The organism is Desulfobulbus oralis (genome assembly GCF_002952055.1).
GTDB classification, from domain to species: Bacteria; Desulfobacterota; Desulfobulbia; order Desulfobulbales; family Desulfobulbaceae; genus Desulfobulbus; species Desulfobulbus oralis.
The window spans coordinates 2,101,436-2,123,166 of sequence record NZ_CP021255.1; the positions used below are offsets into that span (position 1 = coordinate 2,101,436).

Consider the following 21,731-nt stretch of genomic DNA (forward strand, 5'->3'; position numbering starts at 1 on the left):
AGCGCATAGCACGGGCCGATTCTTTTCCCACAAAAACCATGGACCAACGAACCATCGCCATACTGGAAAAGCAGCGGCAGGATCTGGTGGTGCGCGTGCTGAAAAAGCACGAGGAGGCCGAAGCCGGCCGGCTCCTGACCGAGCGCATTCTTGAGGGGATCAGCGAGTTTTTTCTGATGTTTGACCAGGACTTCAGACTCGTGCAGGCCAACCGGGACTTTGCGCTTGCAGCGACAGCCGGCGGGCCGGATGCAAAGCCCGGCTCCGATCCGGAGGCCGCCGCCAGGCCCGACCCCGCCCGGCTGGACCAGCTCTTTCCTCCAGAAGACGGGCAGTTGATTCGCGCACGGCTTCTGGCCAGAGACCCCCGCAGGCTGGAAACCCGGCTGCTGCTGGCCGGCGGGCCGGTGCCGGTGCGGCTCAGGCCGCAGGTGCACGAGACGCCCGGCGGCCGGGTGCTCTACCTGCTCCTCTGCAGCGATCTGAGCGAACTCCGCCAGCTCATGGCCCGACTTGCGGAGGGCCAGCGCCAGCTCATGCACTCCAGCCGCCTGGCGAGCCTGGGCGAGATGACCGCGGGAATCGGCCACGAGTTGACCCAGCCGCTGAACACCATTCTCCTGTTGGCCCGCAATGCCCTCAAAGTGCTGGACACGCCCCTGTCTCCGCGGCCGGGCCTGGTGCGGGAAAATCTGGAACTCATCGTTGACCGGGCGGAAAAGGCCGGGGATATCATTAACACCATGCGGAGCTTCGGCCGCAAGGTGGAAGGCGAACTGGCGGCTGTGGATGTGGCAGCGCTCCTCAAAAAAATCGTGCAGTTCCTCTCCGGCCAACTGCGCATCCACGGGGTGGATCTGCAGCTCAGGCTTGCCGATGCGCCGCTGCTGGTCTGGGCCATAGAGGTGCGGCTGGAGCAGGTCTTTCTCAACCTGATGCAGAACGCCATTCAGGCCATGGGCGGAACCGAGCGTCCGCGACTCGAGCTCTCGACCCGGCTGGAGGAGCGTCTGGACGTGCGCAGCATGCGCTATGAAACCTGCGTGGTGGTGAGCGTGGCGGACAATGGCTGCGGCATGGACGCGGAGACGCAGACAAAAATCTTCGCCCCCTTCTTCACCACCCGCACGGGCAGTGGCGGCATGGGACTGGGGCTCTCCCTGGTGGACCGGATTGTACGGGAATTTTCCGGATTTATCGACGTGGACAGCCAGCCGGGCTGCGGCGCCCGCTTTTCGGTGTGGCTGCCCCTCTATCAGCCTGAGGAGGAAAAGGAGGCGAGGCCATGAGCACGGCTCTGCCCATTCTGGTGGTGGATGACGACCGCTATCTGCTTTTGGCCCTGCGCCAGACCCTGGAACTGGCGGGCTTTGTGGTCCAGACCTTTGAGCGTTCGCCTGCGGCGCTGGCAGCGGTTTTGGGGCAAAAGGAACATTTCGCTGCCGTGCTGGCCGATATTCGGATGCCCGAGCTGGACGGCATGGCGCTGCTGGCCCGGCTGCATAAGGAGCGGCCCGAACTGCCGGTCATTCTCATCACCGGTCACGGCGATGTGGCCCTGGCCGTGCAGGCGGTGAAGGAAGGGGCCTATGATTTTCTGCAAAAGCCGGTGGACGGGGAGGCGCTTCTGGGCGCCCTGGGCCGGGCCGTGGAACGGAACCGCCTCGTCAAGGAAAATCGGCAGTTGCAGGCCACGCTGGAGGCCAGCCGGGCGGAGCGCACGGCCTTTTACGGTCTGGTGGGCGCGCACCCGGCCATGCGGCAGGTGTACAGACTCATCGAAACCATGGCCACCGCGCCCGACCCGGTGCTCATCAGCGGGGAAACCGGCTCGGGCAAGGAGCTGGCGGCCCGGGCCCTGCACGCGCTTTCCGCCGCGGGCCAGCCCTTTGTGGCCGTGAACATGGCCGCTCTGCCGGCCGAGATGATAGAATCCGAACTCTTTGGTTACGAACGCGGGGCCTTTACCGGTGCGGACAGCCGCAAGGCCGGCAAGTTTGAATTTGCGGGCCGGGGCACCCTCTTTCTGGACGAGATCTGCTCCATGCCGCTGCACCTGCAGGGCAAACTGCTGCGGGTTCTGGAAGAGCGCGCCTTCTGCCGCCTGGGCGGCAATGCGGCCATTCCCCTCGGGGCGCGCGTCATTTCCGCCAGCAACCGCGATCTGGAAGGCGAGGTGGCGAGCGGTCGTTTCCGGCAGGACCTCTATTTCCGGCTCAACGTGCTGCCGCTGAAGATCCCGGCACTGGCGGAGCGGGTCGCGGACATTCCGCTTTTGGCCCGGCATTTTGCCGAAGAGTATGCCCTGCTGCACGGGGATGCCCAGGTCAGGCTGGAGCCTGCCTTTCTGGACGCGCTCAGCCAGCGCTCCTGGCCCGGCAATGTGCGGGAGCTGAGGAACCTGGTGCGCCGGCACTGCATTCTGGGCGGACAGGCGCAGCAGGACAAGGCGATCGGCGCTCCGGCGGCAGCCCTGCCCGCGTCCGGCCCGCTTTCCACCTGGAAAGAGCACATGGAGCGCGAGGAAAAGCGCTACCTCATCGAGGCGCTGGCGCACGCCGGCGGCCAGGTGAGCGCGGCCTGCCGGATTCTGGGACTTTCCCGCAAGAGCGTGTACGAGAAGGTCAGGCGCCTGGGCATTGACCTGGAAGGACTCCGACAGAACAGGGCCGGCAAGAACGTTACTTGACGAAGCCTAGGTTTTGCCGCATTGTGTGAAAGCCTGCGCATGGCAGGCGCAATCCGTTTCCCGTGTTCAAGGAGGAATTGAACCCATGTTTGACGATACCCGTAGGCGTTCCAAGGCTCTGCTCCTGGCCCTGTGCCTCTCGCTGCTGCCTTGCTCTTTCCAGCCGCTGCCCGCTTTTGCCGACGATGCGGCGGACATTGCCATTCTGGATCGCACCGCCAAGGCCTTTTCTTCGGTCGTGAAAAAGGCCGGCCCGGCTGTGGTGCAGATTGTGGTGGAGAAGAACGCGACTCTGGGCGATCTGCGGCAAACGCCCTTTGACGAACTCTTCAGCGATCCCTTTTTCGAGCAGTTCTTCGGCCGCCAGTTCGGGCAGCGGCAGCCCCGCGGCAGGGACCGCATCATGAAACAGCAGGCCGCCGGTTCCGGTTTCATCATCTCGGCGGACGGCTACATCCTGACCAACCACCACGTGGTGGCAAAGGCCGACACCATCACCGTGCGGCTGGCGGACGAGCGCGAATTCAAGGCCAAGGTCGTCGGCACCGACCCGCAGACCGACGTGGCGCTCATCAAGGTGGCAGGCCAGAACCTGCCGGTGCTGCCCCTGGGCGATTCCGACAGCCTGGAAGTCGGCGAATGGGTGATTGCCATCGGCAGCCCCTTCCAGCTCAGCAAAACCGTGACTGTGGGCGTGGTCAGCGCCAAGGGCCGCAACCGCATGGGCATGGCTGACTATGAAAATTTCATCCAGACCGATGCGGCCATCAACCCCGGCAACTCCGGCGGTCCGCTGCTGAATATCCGCGGCGAGGCCATTGGCATGAACACCGCCATTTTCTCCCGCAGCGGCGGCTACATGGGTATCGGCTTCGCCATCCCCATCAACATGGCGAAGAACATAGAGCAGCAGCTCCGCTCCAGCGGCAAGATCACCCGCGGCTGGCTGGGCGTGATGATTCAGGACGTGGACGAGGAACTGGCCAGGCAGTTCGGCAGCGGTGAGCGCCATGGCGCGCTGGTCTCCGAGGTCAGCCCCGGCTCGCCTGCGGAAAAGGGCGGCCTGCAGCAGGGCGATCTGATTGTGGCCATGAACGGCCGGAAGGTGGACAATGTCTCCGACCTGCGCAACCGCATCGCCGAAACCCAGCCCGACACGGAGGTGTCCCTGCGCGTGCTGCGTGACGGCCAGGAGAAGACGCTGAGCATGCGGATCGGCAGCCAGCCGAAAGACCTGGCCAGTGGCGATCGGCAGAGAAGCAGGAGCGGCATGGGCAGCGGCATACTCGACAGCATGGGGCTGTCCCTGCAGGATCTGAGCGACGATGTGGCCCGACAGTTCGGCTACGATAAAAATCAGGGCGTGCTGATTGCCAGCGTGGAGCCGGGTTCCGTGGCCGAGGCCGCCGGCCTCGAAAGTGGGCAGATTGTCGAGGAAATCAACCGCAGCCGCGTCCGCAGCATCAGGGATGTGCCCAAGGCCCTGGCCATGGGCAGAGACGGCAAGCAGGTGCTTTTGCGCGTGCGCAGCGAGGCTGGAAGCCGTTATATTGTCCTGCGGGCCGAATAAACGGTTCATAAGACCAATGGCGGGGCCCTGGATCCGCCCCGCCCCAACCGGCAGGAGACGCCATGGAACTGACAGAAAAAGCGGACAAGAAATTCAAGTGGTCGGCAATTCCGGAATTTTGCGGCAAGTGGCTTGCTGCCGCGCTCTTTCTCATGATTCTGGCCCAAACCGCCCACCTGCTGTTCCGGGGTGAGGCCTACTGCCCCAATGAAGGTTGTCGCATCGTGGACGAGCAGTCGCCCCTGTCGCCGATTGTGACCAATGTCGGCGGGCTGCTCTACTTCGCCATACTGTTTCTGCTCTTCCGGGCCGCGCGCAAACGGCCGGAAGGCGGCGGCGCGGCCCGCTTTCTGCTGGCCCCCTGCCTGCTGGCCGGCATGGCGGCGGAAGGCGTGCTCTCCATCTTTCAGGTGCAGACCGGTGCCTTTTGTGCGTACTGCTGCACCATTCTGGCCGGGCTTTTCCTCATCAACCTCTGTCTGGGCAAAAGGCAGGCGCTGAACGCCATCTTTACCTTCTGCGGCGTGGCTGTGGCCGCCTTTCTGCTGACCTCGCCCAAGGGCGAGGGCCCCATTGCGGCCGCCCAGAGCATCAGGGCCGGTACGCAGTTCGTCAAGACCGGGCCCGAGGGCAGCGATATCCGCTATTTCTTCTTCAAGGAATCCTGCAAATACTGCAAGCCGGTGCTGGACGAGCTTATGCAGGACAACAACGCGACCCTGCGCCTGAATCCGCTGGCCGAGCTGAAAAAAATGGAATTTCCAGAGGCCACGCCCCAGAGCGTCTTTGTCCCGGAGGCCAACCGGCTCTTCCTGCGCGGGCTGGGCATCAACTCCGTGCCCGTGCTCCTGGTGCAGCGGGCCAACGGCAGCATGAGTCTGTACATGGGCGTCAGCCAGATCGGGGAGTACCTGCAGGAAGGCGTGAGCGAAGTCGCTCCCGGGACGCCGGCCATGAACAAGGCTCCGGCGCCTGCGGCCGACGATCTGGAGCCCATAGACCCGAAGAGCGGGGAGCCGATGCCCCAGCAGAGCGAGCCTGCAGCCGAACAGAAGCCGGAAGACTCCCCGCCGTCGCCGCCCGAAGCGCCGTCGGAGGCCCAGGCGCCGGAGAGCGGGCAGCCGGCGGATCCGCCCGGTGCCGACCCGGCCGAAACGCAGTCTGCGACCACGGAAAATTCCGCCACACCGGAGCCTGCCGGGCAAGCCGGCCAGACCTCGTCCCAGTCGGTGGAAAGCCCGGGCCTGCCGCCCTCCGACAAGGACAGCTGCAGCATTGACAAGGACTGTAACTGAACAGGACACACACCGTCCACCCTGAAAAACACTGACAGGAGAACAGCATGGCAAGCATAACCCTTCAAGGCAATAAACTGGAAACCGCAGGCACGCTGCCCGCAATCGGCTCGGCCGCGCCGGACTTCAAACTGCTGAACGGCGAACTGGGCGAGGTCTCGCTCAAAGACTACCAGGGTAAAAAGCTGGTGCTCAACATCTTCCCAAGCATCGACACCGGCGTGTGCGCAACCTCGGTACGGCGCTTCAATCAGGAGGCCGCCAAACTGCCGGGCGTGCAGGTGCTCTGCATTTCGGCCGACCTGCCCTTTGCCCTGGGCCGCTTCTGCGCCGCCGAGGGCATCAAGAACGTGGCCACGCTCTCGGCCTTTCTGGACCCCTTCCGCAGCCCCAGCTTTGGCCAGGATTACGGCGTCCGTATGGTCAGCGGCCCGCTTCAGGGTCTGCTGTCCCGGGCCGTGGTGGTCATCGATGCAGGCGGCAGGGTCGTCCACACCGAGCAGGTGCCGGAACTCACCCAGGAACCGGACTATGATGCGGCCCTGGCTGCCCTCCGGTAATTTCCCGGAATCACCACAATAACAAACGGGGGCGTCCTGCAGGACACCCCCGTTTTTTTGTCTGGAGGCAAAATGCACGAAATCAGGCTGACCCCGAAAACGGAAATCGACGCGCGCATCCGGCACCTGCAGGCGCAACTTGCCGAAGAGGGCGTGGACGCTGCGCTCATCATCCATCACACAAACATGTTTTATTACAGCGGCACTTCCCAGAGCGGCCATCTCCTGATTCCACGGCAGGGTGAGCCGCTCCTCATGGTGCGCCGGAGCTTCGGGCGTGCCAGGGCGGAATCGCCGCTTGCCCAGATTCTGGACGTGCAGAGTCTGAAACTCCTGCCCGCGCTCCTGGCCGAATACGGCTGCGCGAGCGAGCGCGTAGGCCTTGAACTGGACCTTTTGCCGGTCAATCTCTATCACCGTTACCTTGGCCTGTTCCCGAACACCGAATTTGTCGACATCTCCATGCTGACCCGGCGGCAGCGCATGATCAAATCGCCGTACGAAATCGAATTGCTGGAAGCCTCGGCCGCGGTGCTGGATGCGGTCTTTGCCAAGGTGCCCGCATGGCTGCACGCCGGCATGCCCGAGCTGGAACTGGCAAGTCGCTTCGAGGCCGGCATGCGGCAACGGGGTTTTGGCGGCGGCGCGCGGATGCGGAGCTTCAATCAGGACTTTTTCATGGGCAATGTCCATGCCGGCAAAAGCGCTGCGGTGCCCAGTTTTTTTGACGGCCCGGTGGGTGGCCCCGGCACCTCCCCCGCCGGCAATCCGCAGGGCGCAGGCTGGGGCTGCCTGCAGCGGAACGAGCCGGTCTATATCGACTATGCGAGCTGCATCGACGGCTATATTGCGGACGAAACCCGCATGTTCTGCGTGGGCAGAATGCCGGAGGACATGCGGGCCGCCTACGAGGCGGCGCTGGCCGTGGAAGCGGCGGTGCTGGCCAGGGCCCGGCCCGGCGTGCTGTGGGAGGAACTCTACCAGCGTGCGCTGGAGGTGGTGGCGGATACCGGCCTGGGCGACTTTTTCATGGGCCCTGGCCCGGACAGGGTGCGCTTCGTGGGGCATGGCGTGGGGCTGGAACTGGACGAACTGCCGGTGCTGGCCCCCAAACTGCGCCAGCCACTCGAAGCGGGCATGGTCTTTGCCCTGGAGCCGACCTTTGTCTTTCCCGGCGGCGCGGTTGGCATCGAAAACACCCATCTGGTCGAGGCCACAGGCATCCGCACCCTGACTCGCGCGCCCCGGGAAATCGTATGCGTGAGCTGAAAACGAAAAGCTTTTCCGAACCGCCCCAGGAGGATCTGCCGGCCATCTTCCGGCTGCTTGAAGAGGCGCTTTCTGTGTATGGCGGGAGAGGAATGAGAGGAATTGAGCCTGCTTATCCAGGCGAGTATTTTGTGAAGGATGAAACGGTAGCTTATCGTGCAACAATTGAACCTGAAAAGAAATAAGAAAGCACTATGGCCTTTGTGAATGAGTGGATTTCAGAAGAAGATATGGAAAAGTACCATCTCCGTGAGATCAGAAAAAAAATGGTAGCCGATAGGGGCCGCCCTGACTGGGTACGCGACCGGGAACGGGACATGTACCTGATGCAAGTCCGTGGTTTGGGACAGGCGAATGAGTACGAGGTATGGCTGCTCTATGCGCGGGGAAAGTATGCCGCTGTACGGATTTACTGCGCCGGATCGAAACGTCTCGACGATGGAACACTACATAGGCGTTGGCGTTTTGTGGAATTCCATAAGAGCCTGCGTTGTCCCTTTCCCGAACCGCCTCAGGAGGATCTGCCGGCCATTTTCCGGCTGCTTGAAGAGGCGCTTTCGGTGTATGGCGCGGAAGGAATGAGGGCGATTGAGCCTGCTTATCCCGGGGAGTATTTTGTAAAGACTGACCCTGTAGTTTATCGTGCGACAATTGAACCTGAAAAGAAATAAGGAAGCACTATGGCCTTTGTGAATGAGTGGATTTCAGAAGAAGATATGGAAAAGTACCATATCCGTGAGATCAGAGAAAAAATGGTAGCCGATAGGGGCCGCCCTGACTGGGTACGCGACCGGGAACGGGACATGTACCTGATGCAAGTCAATGGTTTGGGACGGGATAACGAGTACGAGACATGGCTGCTCTATGCGCGGGGAAAGTATGCCGCTGTACGGATGTATCGCATTGGCGGTGACATCCATGAAGATAAAACGGAAGATATACGCTGGTGCTTCCAGGAATTCGATAAAGGCCTGTTTTGCCCCTTTCCCGAACCGCCCAGGGAGGAACTGCCGGCCATGTTCCGGCTGCTTGAAGAGGCTCTTTCAGTATATGGCAGGAGGGGAATACGATACAGCGGCGACCTGGTGGCTTTTCATGTAACGCTTGAATTTGAAAAGAAATAAGGAAGCACTATGGCCTTTGTGAATGAGTGGATTTCAGAAGAAGATATGGAAAAGTACCATATCCGTGAGATCAGAGAAAAAATGGTAGCCGATAGGGGCCGCCCTGACTGGGTACGCGACCGGGAACGGGACATGTACCTGATGCAAGTCAATGCTTTGGGACGGGATAACGAGTACGAGACATGGCTGCTCTATGCGCGGGGAAAGTATGCCGCTGTACGGATTTACTGCGCCGGATCGAAACGTCTCGACGATGGAACACTACATAGGCGTTGGCGTTTTGTGGAATTCCATAAGAGCCTGCGTTGTCCCTTTCCCGAACCGCCCCAGGAGGATCTGCCGGCCATTTTCCGGCTGCTTGAAGAGGCGCTTTCGGTGTATGGCGCGGAAGGAATGAGGGCGATTGAGCCTGCTTATCCCGGGGAGTATTTTGTAAAGACTGACCCTGTAGTTTATCGCGCAACAATTGAACCTGAAAAGAAATAAGGAGGCAAAAGATGGCACTGGAAATTCCTGTGAGCGTGGTTTCGTAATGTGCTCCAGGTGGGAGTTCCCCGCCCCTCACTGCTGGTCCGGACTGAATGGCGGCAACTGCGGGAACAGGCCGCATGAAGCCCCTTACGCCTTTTGTCCGCCGGCTGCTCCGGATAAAATCCGGTCGATGTCGCCCGTGAGTTTGTTCTTGTAGTACTTGACCCGGGCCGGATTGCCCATGATCATATCGAGCTGGCGGGTGTGCAGGGTGAGGTAACCCAGAATCTTCAGCCGCTCCAGCATATAGTTCTGATTCCGGCCCTCGATTCTGGCATCCATGTGGTCGCCGTTGGCACTCGCGTGGAAGTCGTAGCGCTCCAGAATCTCCTGAATGAAACGCACCCGGCCCAGACAGCGCTCGTAGTCTGCCGCGCCGCCCTTGAAGGTGAAGCGCACGTAGTTTTCCGGCTTGCGCTCGCTGACCATGGCCTCCATGGTGCAAAAGTGGTAGCCCAGGCGCGAGTTCAGGGTGCAGAAGTGCTTTGAAATCATGAAGTAGTTGCGCTCCGCATACTTGCTCTGGGCGCCGGCAACCAGGTTGGTGTTCATGGTGGAACGCACCAGAATGCTGGTCATGCCCCCGCCGTCCATGGCCGGCGGGCCGTCCCAGGGGATGGCGACAAAGCCGTCCCAGAAGGCCAGCATGGGAATGCTGGCGATGTCGTCCAGCTTCACATACCTGCCCGGCACCTCGTGGGCGAAGCCGTCGTCCAGATTCAGAATCCACCAGTTCATGGGCACCCGGTAGTGGAGCTGCTTGCTGGCCAGTTCGGAAAAGCGGTGATCCTTGCCGAAGTTGAACATCTCCACCACGGCTTTCTCGTGGATGAAGCGGGTGATGTCGTGGAAGGTGCTGCACTTGTCGGGTCGAAAATCGCGGGATTCCGGATCGACCAGGGTCAGGGGGATGATATGGCGGCTGGCCTGCAGCAGGGTCTCGTAGATGGGGCTGCCCTTCATGGGCGCGATCTCGGCGCGTTTCCATTCGAGCAGGGGCGCGATGCTGCCCAGATAGACCCGGCCCAGATCAGCGGCTACGGTGACCAGTTCGCCGTTTTCCACATTCGTCATGGCCGTGGCCACGCCAAAGATGGCCGGAATGCCGAATTCGCGCGCCACATTGGCCAGATGTCCGGCAAAGCCGCCACGCTCGGAAATGACCGCCGATGCGCGGGCCACAAGCGGCGCCCAGGTAGGCAGGGCCTGGGCCACGACCAGTACCGCCCCTTCCGGAAACTGCAGGATATCCGCTTTCTTGGCCACCTTGAAGACCCGGCCCGAGGCAGTGCCGGGACTGACATTGATGCCCTTGTCGAAGAGCAGGGAATGGTCGAAACGGCTCAGGTTCAGTTCCTCGACCGGCAGCACGGCTTCCATCTGCTGGAGCGGCCGGGACTGCAGGAAATACAGCTCCCCTTCCCTGGTGATCGCCCACTCGATGTCCTGTGCGGTCTCGTAGTACTCCTCGATCTGAATGGCCGCGTCGGCCAGCTCGCGAATCTTCTCGGGGCTCAGCGAGGGCGCTCCCACCAGGGACTCGTCGGTTTTGGCACGGATGCAGCCGTCGGATTCGTAGCACTGCACCAGAAAATCCTTGTTCCGCACATCCTGCCGCTCGATGGTCAGATGCTCGTCCCGCGCCACCACGAAGAGATCGCAGAGCGCGTCGCCGTCCACCACCCCCTTGGGCAGCCCCCAGACGGAGTTGATGTAGATGCGGTCGTCTCTCCGGTCAAGGGGGTTACGGGTGTAGACCACGCCGCCGGCCACGGCGTCCACCATGGCCAGGCAGCCCACGCACATGGCAATGTCCTTGTCGCGGAAGCCCCTGTTAAGTTTGTAGGCAATGGCCTGCGGGCTGTACTTGCTGGCCACCACCTGCTTGTAGGCGTGGAAGAACTGCTCGAAGCTCACGTTCAGCTCGCTTCGGTACTGGCCGGCAAAGGAGCTGTTTTCCGCGTCTTCGCCGTGGGCGCTGCTGCGCACCGCGAGTCTGAGCTGCGGGCCCCTGTATTCCTTCTTCAGCTTCTCGAAGGCCGCCATGACCGCATTGTAGAGCGGCTCCGGTATGCCGGCGGCCAGAATGCGCTGACGAATCTGGGAACTCACCAGATCCGGATTACGGTCCAGATCGGTGCCAGCCACCTGAAAGAGGCGGTCCACCTCCTTCTGCAGACCGTCTGTCCGCATGAAGAGTTCGTGGGCCGCGGCGGTGACCACAAAGCCCGGCGGCACCCGCATCCTGAGCCGGTTCTTGATGTCGCCCAGGTTCGCCATCTTGCCGCCCGCCACATCCATCATGTCGCTGGTCACCGCCTCCAGGGGAATGACCAGACGGCGGTCGCTCAGTTCCTTCTTCTGCAGCCACAGCGCATCGATCCGGCTCTGAATGGCGGTAAAGGCCTCCCGCAGGGCCTCGTACCTGCCGGGCGCGATGCGCTCCATGTGGCTGATCATGCTGAACACATTGATGGATACCGTGCCGCACGCCTTCTGGACAAAGGAAAAGCTGAAGGGTTCGGCGCCCTGGAGCGCCTTTTCAATTTCCGCCATGGATTCCAGGGTCTTGGTGTTGGCGGCGAGCAGTTGGCGGAAACTGTAGTAGCGGGCCTTGAAGGTGATCTGCAGTTTTTCGACTGCAGCGGCGTCCAGCCTGGGGCTGTCGTCGTCTCTGGTCGAACCGAAGGTTTTTCTGAACCAGTTGGACAGGCTGTGCAGCATGACGCGCCTCCAGGGGGCTTTTTCAGGCCAGGCCAGCACTCAACTGGCGCTCGTTGATCTGCTTTCTGGCATAGGCGTCTTCTATCTTGTAGAGCAGTTCTTCCAGATTCACGGGCTTCATCAGGTAGTCGAAGGTGCCCAGCTTCATCAGCTCCAGCGCGTCGTCCACACTGGTGTTGCCGGTCAGCATGATGACCTCGATGAGCGGATTCGCCTGCTTGATGGCCGCAAAGGTTTCGGAACCCGACAAACCGGGCATCTGCTGGTCCAGGAGCACCACGTCCGGCGGATCGCTGTGCACCAGCTCCAGGGCCGCCTCGCCGCTGTCGGCGGCATTGACGACAAAGCCGCGCACCCTGAGCTGGCGGGCCGTGGCTTCGCGGAAGATGTCCTCGTCGTCCACCAGAAGAACCTTGAATTTTCTGTCCATGATTTATGCTGCCTCTTGGGGATTGATGGGGCAGGTGAAATTGTTGGGCAAAAGCACGGTAAAGGTGCTGCCTTTGCCGACAATGCTGCTCACCTTGATGACGCCGCCCAGATATTTGACAATGCTGGCGGCTATGGAAAGCCCGAGCCCGGTGCCGTAGGCCCCGCCCTTGGTGGTGAAAAAGGGGTGGAAAATGCGCTCCAGATTTTCGGGCGGAATACCCCGGCCCGTATCGGCAATGTGGATGGCCAGCATCCTGTCTTCCATGCCGGTGCTGATGGCAATGACGCCGCGCTCCTCGCCAATGGCGTCCGCCGCATTCAGAAGCAGGTTGCCGATAACCTGTCGTATGGGTTCGGCCTCGGCCAAAACTGCCGGCAAATCCGGGTCCAGGTCGAGCTGAATATCCAGATTTCTTTTGGTTTTCAGCTCCACCTTCCGCAGCCGGGCCAGGGTGTTGCTCACCTGTGCGTTGAGGTCGCAGGGCTCTGACTGCGGCACCCGTGCCTTGGCCATTTCCTGCAGCCGTCTCGTGATGCCCTTGGCCCGGGTTGCGGCCTTGTCGATAACGGCCAGCTCCTTTTCCAGCGCCTCGCGGCTGTGATCCAACTCGAATTCCGGGGTGAACATGTCGCGGATGACGCCGCTCTCGGCCATGATGATGGCCAGGGGATTGTTGATTTCATGGGCCACACCCGCAGCCAGTTCGCCGATGGAGGCGAGCTTGGAGGCATGCACCAGCATTTCCTGCAGCCTGCTGCCCCTGTCGGCCATGCGCCGGGCATCCTGCATCAGTTTGCTGATGGTAAAGGTGATGAGGAGGGAAAACAGGAGCGTGATGGCGATCAGGCTCCAGAGCAGCACGCGGCGGGCGTGATACATTTCAGCCATGGCCACCGGGAGCGGCTGCGAGAGTTCCAGCAGCCATGGCGCTTCGGCAAGCCGGATGCGGGCGCTCAGGACCGGTTCATCGTCTGTCATCCGCTCCCGTACCTCCGCTTCTTTGGAGGAACCGGAGGCGCTCTGGTCATGCAGCAGGGACCTGTGCACAGTGTCGTCAGGCGCCGGGTTCGCCAACACTTCGGCCAGGCGGTCGGGATTCAGACTGGCGAAAAGGATGTCGTTTCGACCGTCCAGGGTGCGACGCACTGCCACGATGCCCTGCTGTACCTCTCCCTCCTCCGTGTGGATATCACCTATGCAGTAGCTGCGGCTGCCGTCGAAAAGAGCGCCCAGCCAGGGAGCGAGGCCCAGGGTTTTGCCCTGCTCCGGCACAGGGCCCGCATAGGCCCGCACCGTGCCGCCCGCATCCAGAAGCCCCAGACCCGTGAAGTCTTCGTGCAGCGCATTCAGGCGTTTCAGGCCGGCGGCCAGCCCGTCCTGCGAGGGTGCCTGGCTCAGGCTGGGATCGGGCAAAAGGGTGGAGAGATTGCTCACCCGGGCCTGCAGGTAGAGGTCCAGGGCATTTTTCTGATTGTCGGCCAGAGTGGCCAGTTTCAGGATGGCGCTGTTTTTCAGGGAATGGGTGAGCTGGTGGTGGAAATACGCAGCCAAAAGCGCGTTCGGCAGGAGAAAGCCGATAATCAGGCCAATGGTCAGCTTGCGTTGCAGCCGCCTGAAGCGCTGGCCCATCTGCTGACGGTTGGCTTCGCTGTACACATAGGCATGGATGGATTCTCTGGGCGCCCTGGTCGTACTCGGATTGTCCTGCAAGAGGCTCATATCCCAGACTCGCATACGCATCCCTCCGGTGGGAGTACATAATTGCCGGGTTTGCCGGCTCAGGCCAGACCTTGCTTCTTGTTGTAGGCCTGGGTGATGGTGTCCAGCAGCTCGTTGATGGGCACCGGTTTCATGATATAGTCGAAAGCGCCCAACTGCATGCCCTTCATGCCAAATTCCATGGAGGCGTGGCCGGTGAGCATGATCACCTCCACATTCGGCGCAATCTGCTTGGCTGCCTTGAGCGTGTCCACACCGTTCATGTCCGGCATCTTCACGTCCAGAACCATCACGTCGAATTCCTTTTCCCGGAGCAGGTCCAGCGCTGCCGTGCCGGTGCCCGCGCCGCAGGCCTCCAGTTTGCGAACCTTCAGTCTTTTGATGATCGTTTCGCGGAAATCTTCTTCGTCATCGACAATGAGCACCCGTATCGCTTCTGCCATTACGGCCCTCGGTGTTTGAATGAAAAAAAGAAAGTAGAAAAACTTTTCCTAATGTACCCAGAACAGCCGCCTTTCCACCAGATTTTTTGTGATGCTCCAAAAAATAACGGCACCGGGGCTCATGGCGCCCGCCAATACACCCTGTTCTCCATCCCCTGTTTCCCCTGGATGGCGGGCCGCCCCATGGGGCAAGACCCTGGTGCCTTTGACAGGGAAAACACGGCATTGGCTGGAAGGATGCTTCTGACAATCAGCATCTGGTGGCAAATTGCCGAGAGGACGCGATACGTTGAGCCGGGTATCAGAGAGCACTTCAAAAGGTCCACGGAAATCAAGAACCCGGACTTTAGCAACAACGAGGATGCCAAGCCGCCTGTGGGCCATGATCTGTCTGAAAATATGAGAGTCTGTTGCAGAACAGTCTGTTTTCCGGATATTCGGCAGGCGAGTGGTTTTTATCCGGCAGCGCTCTCACAGACGCTGTCCAGGCGCTGGGCGCTCGCGTTCGTGCCCGTTTGTCTGCAAGCCTGGCCTGGCACGCCGGAACAGGGGCACGATCAGCACAGGCCGCTCATGCAGACCGCCTTGCCAGGACTGGCTGCCCTGATTTCGCCGATAAGATAGGCTTTTTCACCAAAGGCCTCGAACTGCTGCATGAGGTCTTCCACCTCCCTGGCTCCAACTATGGCAATCATGCCGATGCCCATGTTGAAGGTGCGGTACATTTCCAGCGGGCTCACCTGACCCTTGTCCTGCAGATAGCCGAAGACCGGGGGCACCGGCCAGGAGCCGGGCTCGATCTGGGCCACACAGCCGGTCGGCAGCACCCGGGGGATATTGTCCAGAAAGCCGCCGCCGGTGATATGCACCAGCCCGTTGATCCGGTGGCGGCGCAGGGTGTTGACCAGTGTCTCCACATAGATCCTGGTCGGGGTCAGCAGCTCCTCACCCACAGTACGGCCCAGCTCGGCCACGTAGTCGTCGACCTTTCTGCCCTCGGTTTCAAAAAAGATTTTCCGTGCCAGGGAATAGCCATTGGAGTGCAGGCCGCTCGAGGCCAGCCCGATGATTTTATTGCCCACCCGGATATCGCTGCCGTCGATGATCATGTCGCGGTCGCAGATGCCCACGGCAAAGCCGGCCAGGTCATAGTCGCCCGGTTGATAGAGCCCCGGCATTTCCGCGGTCTCGCCGCCAATCAGCGAGCAGCCTGCCTGCCTGCAGCCCTCTGCAATGCCCCGCAGGACCTCGGTCGCCTGATCCAGCTCCAGCGCGCTGCTGGCAAAATAGTCGAGAAAAAAGAGCGGCTTGGCTCCGCAGACCACCACGTCGTTCACACACATGGCCACCAGATCGATGCCAATGGTGTCGTGCCGGTTCATCAGCTTGGCGACAGCGAGCTTGGTGCCCACACCATCGGTGGACGACACGAGCACCGGATTGTTCACGTGCTCGCCGCTCAGGCTGAAGAGGCCGGAAAAACCTCCCAGATCGCTCAGCACGCCGCGTTTGTGGGTGGCAGCGACCAGCGGTTTGATGCGCTCGACAAAGGCGTTGCCCCTGTCGATATCCACGCCGGCCTCTGAATATTTCCGGAATACTTGCTCGCTTGTCATGTTCACAGTATGTATGCGATTGTCTGATGGGCGTGCCGCGCTTTCCCTGTTCTGCCCGGCAGTCAAAGAATTTGTACCGATTCTTCCGTGTCCTTGTCAACTGTTTTGCGCGTTTCAATCCAGGCTCTTCCTTTCCTTGTCCGGGAAAGGCGGTTTCGACTTTTTTATCTGCAAGTTCAGGGGGTTCAAATGGAAACAAAAGGATTGCTCATGGTTTTCACCGGCACGGGCAAGGGCAAGACCACGGCCGCTCTGGGCATGGCCCTGCGCGCCTCCGGGCACGGACTGCCGGTCTGCGTCATCCAGTTCATCAAGGGCAACTGGCGCTACGGCGAGCTGGACGCCTTGCCAAAGCTGGGCGTGGAGCTGCATACCATGGGCCGGGGCTTTACCTGGAAATCCGACAATCTGGACGAAGACCGGCGGCTGGCCCTGGAAGGCTGGAACTTTGCCCGGGAACGCATGGGTTCTGGCCGGTACCATATGATCATTCTGGACGAGTTCACCTATCTTCTGCACTACCGGATGCTGGATTTGGCGCCGTGCCTGGAAACGCTGGCCCAGCGCGATCCTGCCCTGCACCTGGTCATCACCGGCCGCTACGCGCCAGAGCCCCTGATCGAGCTGGCCGATCTGGTGACCGAGATGCAGGCCGTCAAGCATCCCCTGCAGCAGGGCATCAAGGCTCAGCGGGGCGTGGAATTCTGAGAGCTGCCTTGATCCCGGACTGGACCGTATTACACTATGCACAAACGAGCGAACCATGACACCTGAAGCCCAGGAGGACAAGATGCCCCAGGACTACTCCGCCCGTATTCGCAATCCCGGCACCGCCGCCGTGCTCAGCGCCCTGCTGCCGGGTCTTGGCCAGATCTACAACGGCACCTTCTGGCGTGCCCTGCTCTGGCTGCTTATCACGCCCGGCCTCTGGCTGGGCACCGGCGGCCTGCTGGGCTGGCTCTGCCACGTGGTCGCCGCCGTAACCGCCTACAATTTCGCCCAGAGGCACCCGTATCACTGAGCTGCCCTGCTATCGGGCTTCAGGCCATCAGAAACTGAACCTTTCCTGCGGCATCCGCCGGCAAAGGGTACGGGCATCAGGCCCGAACCGCGCCGCGCGGGCGATAAAAATGGCCGGCCTTCCACCAGGAAAGGCCGGCTTGTGCAGCGAAACGAGCGGTGAGATTACAGCTTCCCGGCGGCTGCCACCGCCCTTTTGAAGCCTTCCGCCGAGGCGCGAATCACCTTTTCCTCCACACAGAAGGCCAAGCGGATATGACCGGCCAGCCCAAAGCTACGGCCCGGCACCGCAAGGATGCGCTCGTCCTGCAAGAGGGCGCAGAACCTGGCGTCGTCGGCAATCGGCGTTTTGGGGAAGAGATAGAAGGCGCCCTTGGGCCGCACGTATTCGAGGCCGGCGGCATCCAGGACCTCGCAGAAGGCGGCGAGTCGCTGTGCATACACACCGCTCTCCACCGCCGCGCCGTCCAGCCGCGCCACCACGCGCTGCATCAGGGCCGGGGCGTTGACAAAGCCCAGGATGCGCAGACCCAGAATCAGGGCCGAGAGCAGCGCCTCCTTGTCTTCCATGTCCGGATGCACGGCGATGTAGCCGATGCGCTCGCCCGGCACCGAAAGCTCCTTGGAAAAGGAGGAGGCCACAAGCGTGTTGGTCGAAGCCTGCATGAACGGCGCCACCGTGTTGTTGTCAAACACGATGTTCCGGTAGGGCTCGTCCGCAACCATGAAAATGCGGTGACCGAACTTCCTGCTCGCACGGTCCAAAAGGGCGCCCAGTTCATTCAGGGCCGCGGCCGGATAGATCTGGCCGGTCGGGTTGTTCGGGCTGTTCAGCAGAACCACCTTGGTTTTTGGCGTCAGCGCGGCTTCGATGGCGTTCAGATCCAGGTTGAACTGTGCGTCGCATGCCACAGTCTTGAGCACGCCGCCGTGATTGTCCGCATAAAAGCCGTACTCCACAAAGTAGGGCGCTGGCACCAGCACCTCGTCGCCAGGGTCGAGCACGGCCTTGAAGATGACATTCAGCGCGCCGGCCGCACCGCAGTTCATCACCACATCCGTGCCGGCGAGCTTCAGCCCCTGCTCTCTGGAAACCCGGGCCGCCACGGCCTCACGGGTGGCCATGAAGCCGGGATTCGGCATATAGCTGTGCACCCCGGGCCTCTCCTCGGCCGCCACCTGTTGCAGGATCTGGGAAAAGCGGGCCGGCGGCGGCACGTCCGGATTGCCCAGGCTGAAATCATAGACATTGTCCACGCCGAACTGCGCCTTCATGCGCAGGCCCTCTTCAAACATCTTGCGAATCGTGGACGACTTTTCGTTCATTTCGCGCATCTTTCTGGCAATACCCATATCTGCCTCCTTGCAGGGATGAAAGGGGGGATGCAAAGCGCCCGCAGGCGGCCGCCCATTCCCGCTGTTCCCGGTCTTCAGACAGGCGAGAGCCGCTGGGGCGCACGGGAACCGCGGCTTCTGCAGCCTCTGGCCTCGCCATGCCGCCGCAGGTCCACAAGATAGCCGGAATGCCTGCGAATTGCTTTCCTTTTTTCAGGAGTACCAGCGGACAGGGGCAGGACGCTTGTGCCCCGCGCCGCCACGCCCTGTTACAGGAAAAGGGGCCACAAAAAACTTGCACGGCAAAGGGACATTGCGTATAGTCCGCGAAAATAGTAATTAACAGGGCGCCTATGTAATACAAAGGCTGAATTTTCTATGGAAACCCCAAAAAAACGATAAATTAGCATAAGCCCCGATTCGTATTTTGTAATCAGACTCCTGTTTACAGGGGCATGGCCCAGGGATGGAGAGCCGGGGCGGGAAGATGCCGCTTTCGGGGTCCGGCATCAGGCTTAGAACATGGAAGGCAGGGGGATAACGGTACCCCTCCTGCCCCAACTTTTGAGGTGGAAATTTTATGCAATCACCAAAGAAGAAAAAAGGCTTTCTGAAAATCATCCTTTTGCTTTGCATCCTGGCCCTGGTGCTGGCCGGGTGTGCAGGGGGGGGCCGGATGGGCAGGAAAAAGGGCAAGCCAGAGGTGAATCCCGCCAATGCCGGTCAGGCGCAGAGCGCCGAGGTGGAAAAAAATGGCGGCAAAAAAATCGCCTATCTGACCTTTTCTCCGCCGGAACAGGTGCGCTGGGTGGAGAACGATGATCCCGCTCTCCGGAATTCCGGGGTTGCCGAATGGATAGTGGAAGGCTCCAGCGCCGAAAGCACGCCGGCTCGGGTGATGTATCAGAAGCTGATGCCTGTCCAGGATGCAAGCACGCTGAAGGCGCAGATCCTGAAACCACTGGCAGGCTGCCCGGACAGCAAGGTGCAGGACCTGCAGCTTGGGAGCAAATACCGCGACCAGCTGGGCTTTCAGGCCACGTGCTCCAAACTGGGCACCCAGGACTACGGGCTGATCGACTATGTGGCGATTTTCAGTGACGGCGTGGCCAATCACGTGATGCTGGCCGAGGTGAAAACGCCGCCGTCCAACAAGGTGGGTGTTCTGGACTCCAAAAGCGCTGAGATGCAAAAACAGGCCCAGACCAGCAAGAACTTTGCCGATATGCTCAGCAAGGCGATCCGGAGCGTCCGCGTCTGCAACGAGCAGGAACTCTGTATCTGATTTATTTGGAAGGGGGGAGGGAGCAGGCCGGCGCCAAAAGGCGCCGGCCTTTTTTATGCCGTTCTCCTTGACGAGCGCCTTGCGGCCGAGGGCCGGAACCGGGCCTGAAGCAGCAGGCCCCGGCACCGCCTCCGCTGCAGCGCCAAAAGGCGGTCTCCGCAGGACAGCCAAGGCCCTGAACAGAAAATCTGCCCTGTGGGCGCGGCTTTTTCTGGGCGGATTTTGGGCTACCTGACCTCCTTCTCCAGCATGAAAATGCCATAGGTGGCCCGCAGATTGGTGAGGGTGCGCACCTGATGGCCCCGGGTTTCGTGGTGGTGGGTGTTGATGGCCACCTCGCGCACGGCCTGCATGCCAAAGCGGCGCATGAAGCGCTGGAAATCGCCAATGGACAGCACCCGGATATTGGGCGTGTCATACCATGCGTAGGGCAGTTGGTCGGTGATGGGCGCACGGCCGCAGGCGAGCATCTGCAGGCGGACGCGCCAGTGGGCGAAATTCGGAAAACTCACGATGGCGCGCCTGCCGACGCGCAGCATGTCCAGCAGCAAATCGTGGGGTCTGCCAATCTGCTGCAGAGTCTGGCTCAGGATGACCACGTCAAAGCAGTTGTCCGGGTAGTCGCCAATTTCCGTACAGAAATCGCCCTGCAGCACCGTCAGCCCCCGCTGGATGCAGCGGGCCACCTTGGACTCGTCCAGTTCTATGCCCGTGGCCTGCACCTGCTTGCAATCACGCAGATGGGCCAGCAGATCGCCGTTGCCGCAGCCCAGGTCGAGCACCCGCTCACCGGGCGCTATCCAGGAGGCTATCACCTGCAGGTCATAGCGCAAAAGCGCGCCGCCCCTGTCGCTGTCAGATACAGTGTGCATGGTAGATCCGCGCCAGAAAGCCGCTGACGAGCCGGTTCATGTTGTCGTTGGGCAAAAGAAAGGCGTCATGACCCCACTGCGCCTCTATTTCGCAGAAACTCACATCGCTGCCGTTCTTCTTGAGCGCTGCCACGATCGCCTTGGACTGATAGGTCGGATAGAGCCAGTCCGAGCTGAAGGACAGCACCAGAAAGGGCACCTTCGCCAGCTCCGGCCTGATGAGCTGGTGGCTGCCGTCGCGGCCCAGGTCAAAGTAGTCGGCCGCCTTGGTGATGTAGAGCAGGGAGTTGGCGTCGAAGCGGTCCACAAATTTCTTGCCCTGATGGTGCAGATAGCTTTCCACCTCGAAATCGCCGCCAAAGTTGAAGGACAGACTGCTGCTGTGCAGCCTGCGGCCGAATTTTTCCCGCATGGCGGCATCGGAGAGATAGGTCACATGCCCGATCATGCGTGCCACCGCGAGCCCGTGGGCAGGGCCGGGACCGTCGTAATAGTTGCCGTGGTTCCAGGCCGGGTCGGCCATGATGGCCTGCCGGGCCACCTCGTTGAAGGCAATGGCCTGGGCCGAATGCCGGCTCGTGGTGGCGAGCGGAATGGCCGAACGCACCATTTCGGGATAGTCCACGCACCACTGCAAAACCTGCATGCCGCCCACCGAGCCGCCGATCAGGGCCATCAGCTTCCTGATGCCCAGATGCTCGATCAGGTGCTTTTGCGCCCGCACCATGTCGCCGATGGTGACCATGGGAAAGCTGAGGCCATAGAAGTCGCAGGTGGCCGGATTGATGGACGCCGGCCCGGATGAGCCCACGCAACTGCCGAGAATATTGCTGCAGATAACGAAATAGATATTGGTGTCAATGGCCTTGCCCGGACCCACCATGTTGTCCCACCAGCCGGGGCGGGTATCGGACTCGCTCGAATAGCCGGCCACGTGCGCATCGCCCGAGCAGGCGTGCAGAATGAGCACCGCGTTCGATCGGTCGGCGTTGAGCTGGCCGATGGTCTCGTAGGCCAGGGTGATGGGGCCCAGCCTGGCCCCGCTGTCCAGAACCATCTGGTTCGGCGGCTCGGCAAAGGTGTAGAATTGCCGCCTGACAATCAGCCTGGCCGTCTCTGCCTGTGGACTGCTGGCAATGCTCATGTCGTTACCTGCGGAAAATCGTTGTTAAAAACGAGCGCTGATGGCGGCAAGGATAAGCACGATTTACAATCGCGCCATCCTACCATGACGGGCCGGCCTTTA

22 protein-coding genes are annotated in these 21,731 nt (G+C 61.2%); 14 read left to right on the forward strand and 8 right to left on the reverse strand.

Annotated features, from left to right (window positions below; translation table 11 throughout):
• The first annotated feature begins 38 nt into the window (after positions 1–38).
• From CAY53_RS09320 to CAY53_RS09365, 10 genes are all read left to right on the forward strand, one after another.
• On the forward strand, positions 39–1,289 hold the full coding sequence (locus CAY53_RS09320; protein WP_104936878.1) for a sensor histidine kinase: 1,251 nt from the start codon (positions 39–41) through the stop codon (positions 1,287–1,289).
• On the forward strand, positions 1,286–2,689 hold the full coding sequence (locus CAY53_RS09325) for a sigma-54-dependent transcriptional regulator (RefSeq protein ID WP_104936879.1): 1,404 nt from the start codon (positions 1,286–1,288) through the stop codon (positions 2,687–2,689). The genes CAY53_RS09320 and CAY53_RS09325 overlap by 4 nt, the downstream gene beginning before the upstream one ends.
• A gap of 85 nt (positions 2,690–2,774) precedes the next feature.
• The gene (locus CAY53_RS09330; protein WP_104936880.1) at positions 2,775–4,259 is read left to right on the forward strand and encodes a DegQ family serine endoprotease; all 1,485 of its coding nucleotides are present in this window, start codon (positions 2,775–2,777) and stop codon (positions 4,257–4,259) included.
• Between the two features lie 62 nt (positions 4,260–4,321).
• Positions 4,322–5,554 (forward strand): vitamin K epoxide reductase family protein, encoded by a 1,233-nt coding sequence (locus CAY53_RS09335; protein WP_104936881.1) that lies wholly within the window; start codon positions 4,322–4,324, stop codon positions 5,552–5,554.
• A gap of 47 nt (positions 5,555–5,601) precedes the next feature.
• On the forward strand, positions 5,602–6,114 hold the full coding sequence (gene tpx / locus CAY53_RS09340) for a thiol peroxidase (protein ID WP_104936882.1): 513 nt from the start codon (positions 5,602–5,604) through the stop codon (positions 6,112–6,114).
• A gap of 72 nt (positions 6,115–6,186) precedes the next feature.
• Positions 6,187–7,383, forward strand: coding sequence for a M24 family metallopeptidase (locus CAY53_RS09345; RefSeq protein WP_104936883.1), 1,197 nt, complete (start codon positions 6,187–6,189; stop codon positions 7,381–7,383).
• Positions 7,371–7,568: a hypothetical protein gene (locus tag CAY53_RS09350; RefSeq protein ID WP_104936884.1), complete on the forward strand. Its 198-nt coding sequence runs from the start codon at positions 7,371–7,373 to the stop codon at positions 7,566–7,568. The genes CAY53_RS09345 and CAY53_RS09350 overlap by 13 nt, the downstream gene beginning before the upstream one ends.
• A 9-nt stretch (positions 7,569–7,577) precedes the next feature.
• Complete coding sequence (locus tag CAY53_RS09355) at positions 7,578–8,054, forward strand: hypothetical protein (RefSeq protein WP_104936885.1); 477 nt, start codon at positions 7,578–7,580, stop codon at positions 8,052–8,054.
• 9 nt (positions 8,055–8,063) lie between these two features.
• Positions 8,064–8,507 carry a hypothetical protein gene (locus tag CAY53_RS09360; RefSeq protein WP_104936886.1) on the forward strand — a complete coding sequence of 148 codons (444 nt, stop codon included), beginning with the start codon at positions 8,064–8,066 and terminating at the stop codon, positions 8,505–8,507.
• Between the two features lie 9 nt (positions 8,508–8,516).
• Positions 8,517–8,993, forward strand: coding sequence for a hypothetical protein (locus CAY53_RS09365; protein WP_104936887.1), 477 nt, complete (start codon positions 8,517–8,519; stop codon positions 8,991–8,993).
• Positions 8,994–9,125: 132 nt separating this feature from the next.
• Here the strand turns inward: CAY53_RS09365 and CAY53_RS09370 are convergent, their stop codons facing one another.
• From CAY53_RS09370 to CAY53_RS09385, 4 genes are read right to left on the reverse strand one after another with little or no spacing between them, the layout of a single operon-like run.
• Entirely contained in the window at positions 9,126–11,762 is a 2,637-nt protein-coding gene (locus tag CAY53_RS09370; protein WP_104937525.1) for a PEP/pyruvate-binding domain-containing protein, read from the reverse strand.
• Between the two features lie 22 nt (positions 11,763–11,784).
• Positions 11,785–12,192 (reverse strand): response regulator, encoded by a 408-nt coding sequence (locus tag CAY53_RS09375; protein ID WP_017865850.1) that lies wholly within the window; start codon positions 12,190–12,192, stop codon positions 11,785–11,787.
• 3 nt (positions 12,193–12,195) lie between these two features.
• Entirely contained in the window at positions 12,196–13,929 is a 1,734-nt protein-coding gene (locus CAY53_RS09380) for a sensor histidine kinase (protein WP_104936888.1), read from the reverse strand.
• Between the two features lie 44 nt (positions 13,930–13,973).
• Positions 13,974–14,357 carry a response regulator gene (locus CAY53_RS09385; protein ID WP_017866505.1) on the reverse strand — a complete coding sequence of 128 codons (384 nt, stop codon included), beginning with the start codon at positions 14,355–14,357 and terminating at the stop codon, positions 13,974–13,976.
• Between the two features lie 15 nt (positions 14,358–14,372).
• On the opposite strand from CAY53_RS09385, the gene CAY53_RS12730 reads away from it, so the two are divergent.
• Complete coding sequence (locus CAY53_RS12730; protein ID WP_146106477.1) at positions 14,373–14,981, forward strand: hypothetical protein; 609 nt, start codon at positions 14,373–14,375, stop codon at positions 14,979–14,981.
• Here the strand turns inward: CAY53_RS12730 and purM are convergent.
• A complete protein-coding gene (gene purM / locus CAY53_RS09390) occupies positions 14,915–15,973 on the reverse strand; it encodes a phosphoribosylformylglycinamidine cyclo-ligase (protein ID WP_104936889.1) in 1,059 nt (352 codons plus the stop codon). The genes CAY53_RS12730 and purM overlap by 67 nt on opposite strands.
• A 189-nt stretch (positions 15,974–16,162) precedes the next feature.
• Between purM and cobO the strand changes: the two genes are divergently transcribed.
• Together cobO and CAY53_RS09400 are read left to right on the forward strand one after the other, a co-directional pair.
• Positions 16,163–16,681, forward strand: coding sequence for a cob(I)yrinic acid a,c-diamide adenosyltransferase (gene cobO / locus CAY53_RS09395; RefSeq protein WP_017865845.1), 519 nt, complete (start codon positions 16,163–16,165; stop codon positions 16,679–16,681).
• A gap of 55 nt (positions 16,682–16,736) precedes the next feature.
• Entirely contained in the window at positions 16,737–16,994 is a 258-nt protein-coding gene (locus tag CAY53_RS09400) for a DUF5683 domain-containing protein (protein WP_017865844.1), read from the forward strand.
• 164 nt (positions 16,995–17,158) lie between these two features.
• Here CAY53_RS09400 and CAY53_RS09405 read toward each other — a convergent pair whose 3' ends face one another.
• Positions 17,159–18,346: a pyridoxal phosphate-dependent aminotransferase gene (locus CAY53_RS09405; protein WP_104936890.1), complete on the reverse strand. Its 1,188-nt coding sequence runs from the start codon at positions 18,344–18,346 to the stop codon at positions 17,159–17,161.
• Between the two features lie 562 nt (positions 18,347–18,908).
• Between CAY53_RS09405 and CAY53_RS09410 the strand changes: the two genes are divergently transcribed.
• Positions 18,909–19,613 carry a hypothetical protein gene (locus CAY53_RS09410; protein WP_104936891.1) on the forward strand — a complete coding sequence of 235 codons (705 nt, stop codon included), beginning with the start codon at positions 18,909–18,911 and terminating at the stop codon, positions 19,611–19,613.
• A gap of 227 nt (positions 19,614–19,840) precedes the next feature.
• Here CAY53_RS09410 and metW read toward each other — a convergent pair whose 3' ends face one another.
• Together metW and metX are read right to left on the reverse strand one after the other, a co-directional pair.
• Positions 19,841–20,485 (reverse strand): methionine biosynthesis protein MetW, encoded by a 645-nt coding sequence (gene metW / locus CAY53_RS09415; protein WP_104936892.1) that lies wholly within the window; start codon positions 20,483–20,485, stop codon positions 19,841–19,843.
• Complete coding sequence (gene metX / locus CAY53_RS09420) at positions 20,469–21,629, reverse strand: homoserine O-acetyltransferase MetX (RefSeq protein WP_104936893.1); 1,161 nt, start codon at positions 21,627–21,629, stop codon at positions 20,469–20,471. The genes metW and metX overlap by 17 nt, the downstream gene beginning before the upstream one ends.
• Positions 21,630–21,731 lie beyond the last annotated feature (102 nt).

Bases quoted from the DNA above. Each gene is read 5' to 3' on its own strand.
- CAY53_RS09360 (WP_104936886.1), top strand. From the start codon at position 8,064: ATGGCCTTTGTGAATGAGTGGATTTCAGAAGAAGATATGGAAAAGTAC.
- CAY53_RS09385 (WP_017866505.1), bottom strand. From the start codon at position 14,357: ATGGCAGAAGCGATACGGGTGCTCATTGTCGATGACGAAGAAGATTTC.
- CAY53_RS09380 (WP_104936888.1), bottom strand. From the start codon at position 13,929: ATGCGAGTCTGGGATATGAGCCTCTTGCAGGACAATCCGAGTACGACC.
- purM (WP_104936889.1), bottom strand. From the start codon at position 15,973: ATGACAAGCGAGCAAGTATTCCGGAAATATTCAGAGGCCGGCGTGGAT.
- metW (WP_104936892.1), bottom strand. From the start codon at position 20,485: ATGCACACTGTATCTGACAGCGACAGGGGCGGCGCGCTTTTGCGCTAT.
- CAY53_RS09320 (WP_104936878.1), top strand. From the start codon at position 39: ATGGACCAACGAACCATCGCCATACTGGAAAAGCAGCGGCAGGATCTG.
- tpx (WP_104936882.1), top strand. From the start codon at position 5,602: ATGGCAAGCATAACCCTTCAAGGCAATAAACTGGAAACCGCAGGCACG.
- CAY53_RS09355 (WP_104936885.1), top strand. From the start codon at position 7,578: ATGGCCTTTGTGAATGAGTGGATTTCAGAAGAAGATATGGAAAAGTAC.
- cobO (WP_017865845.1), top strand. From the start codon at position 16,163: ATGGAAACAAAAGGATTGCTCATGGTTTTCACCGGCACGGGCAAGGGC.
- CAY53_RS09350 (WP_104936884.1), top strand. From the start codon at position 7,371: ATGCGTGAGCTGAAAACGAAAAGCTTTTCCGAACCGCCCCAGGAGGAT.
- CAY53_RS09405 (WP_104936890.1), bottom strand. From the start codon at position 18,346: ATGGGTATTGCCAGAAAGATGCGCGAAATGAACGAAAAGTCGTCCACG.
- CAY53_RS09375 (WP_017865850.1), bottom strand. From the start codon at position 12,192: ATGGACAGAAAATTCAAGGTTCTTCTGGTGGACGACGAGGACATCTTC.
- metX (WP_104936893.1), bottom strand. From the start codon at position 21,629: ATGAGCATTGCCAGCAGTCCACAGGCAGAGACGGCCAGGCTGATTGTC.
- CAY53_RS09365 (WP_104936887.1), top strand. From the start codon at position 8,517: ATGGCCTTTGTGAATGAGTGGATTTCAGAAGAAGATATGGAAAAGTAC.
- CAY53_RS09345 (WP_104936883.1), top strand. From the start codon at position 6,187: ATGCACGAAATCAGGCTGACCCCGAAAACGGAAATCGACGCGCGCATC.
- CAY53_RS09325 (WP_104936879.1), top strand. From the start codon at position 1,286: ATGAGCACGGCTCTGCCCATTCTGGTGGTGGATGACGACCGCTATCTG.
- CAY53_RS09330 (WP_104936880.1), top strand. From the start codon at position 2,775: ATGTTTGACGATACCCGTAGGCGTTCCAAGGCTCTGCTCCTGGCCCTG.
- CAY53_RS09400 (WP_017865844.1), top strand. From the start codon at position 16,737: ATGACACCTGAAGCCCAGGAGGACAAGATGCCCCAGGACTACTCCGCC.
- CAY53_RS09410 (WP_104936891.1), top strand. From the start codon at position 18,909: ATGCAATCACCAAAGAAGAAAAAAGGCTTTCTGAAAATCATCCTTTTG.
- CAY53_RS09335 (WP_104936881.1), top strand. From the start codon at position 4,322: ATGGAACTGACAGAAAAAGCGGACAAGAAATTCAAGTGGTCGGCAATT.
- CAY53_RS09370 (WP_104937525.1), bottom strand. From the start codon at position 11,762: ATGCTGCACAGCCTGTCCAACTGGTTCAGAAAAACCTTCGGTTCGACC.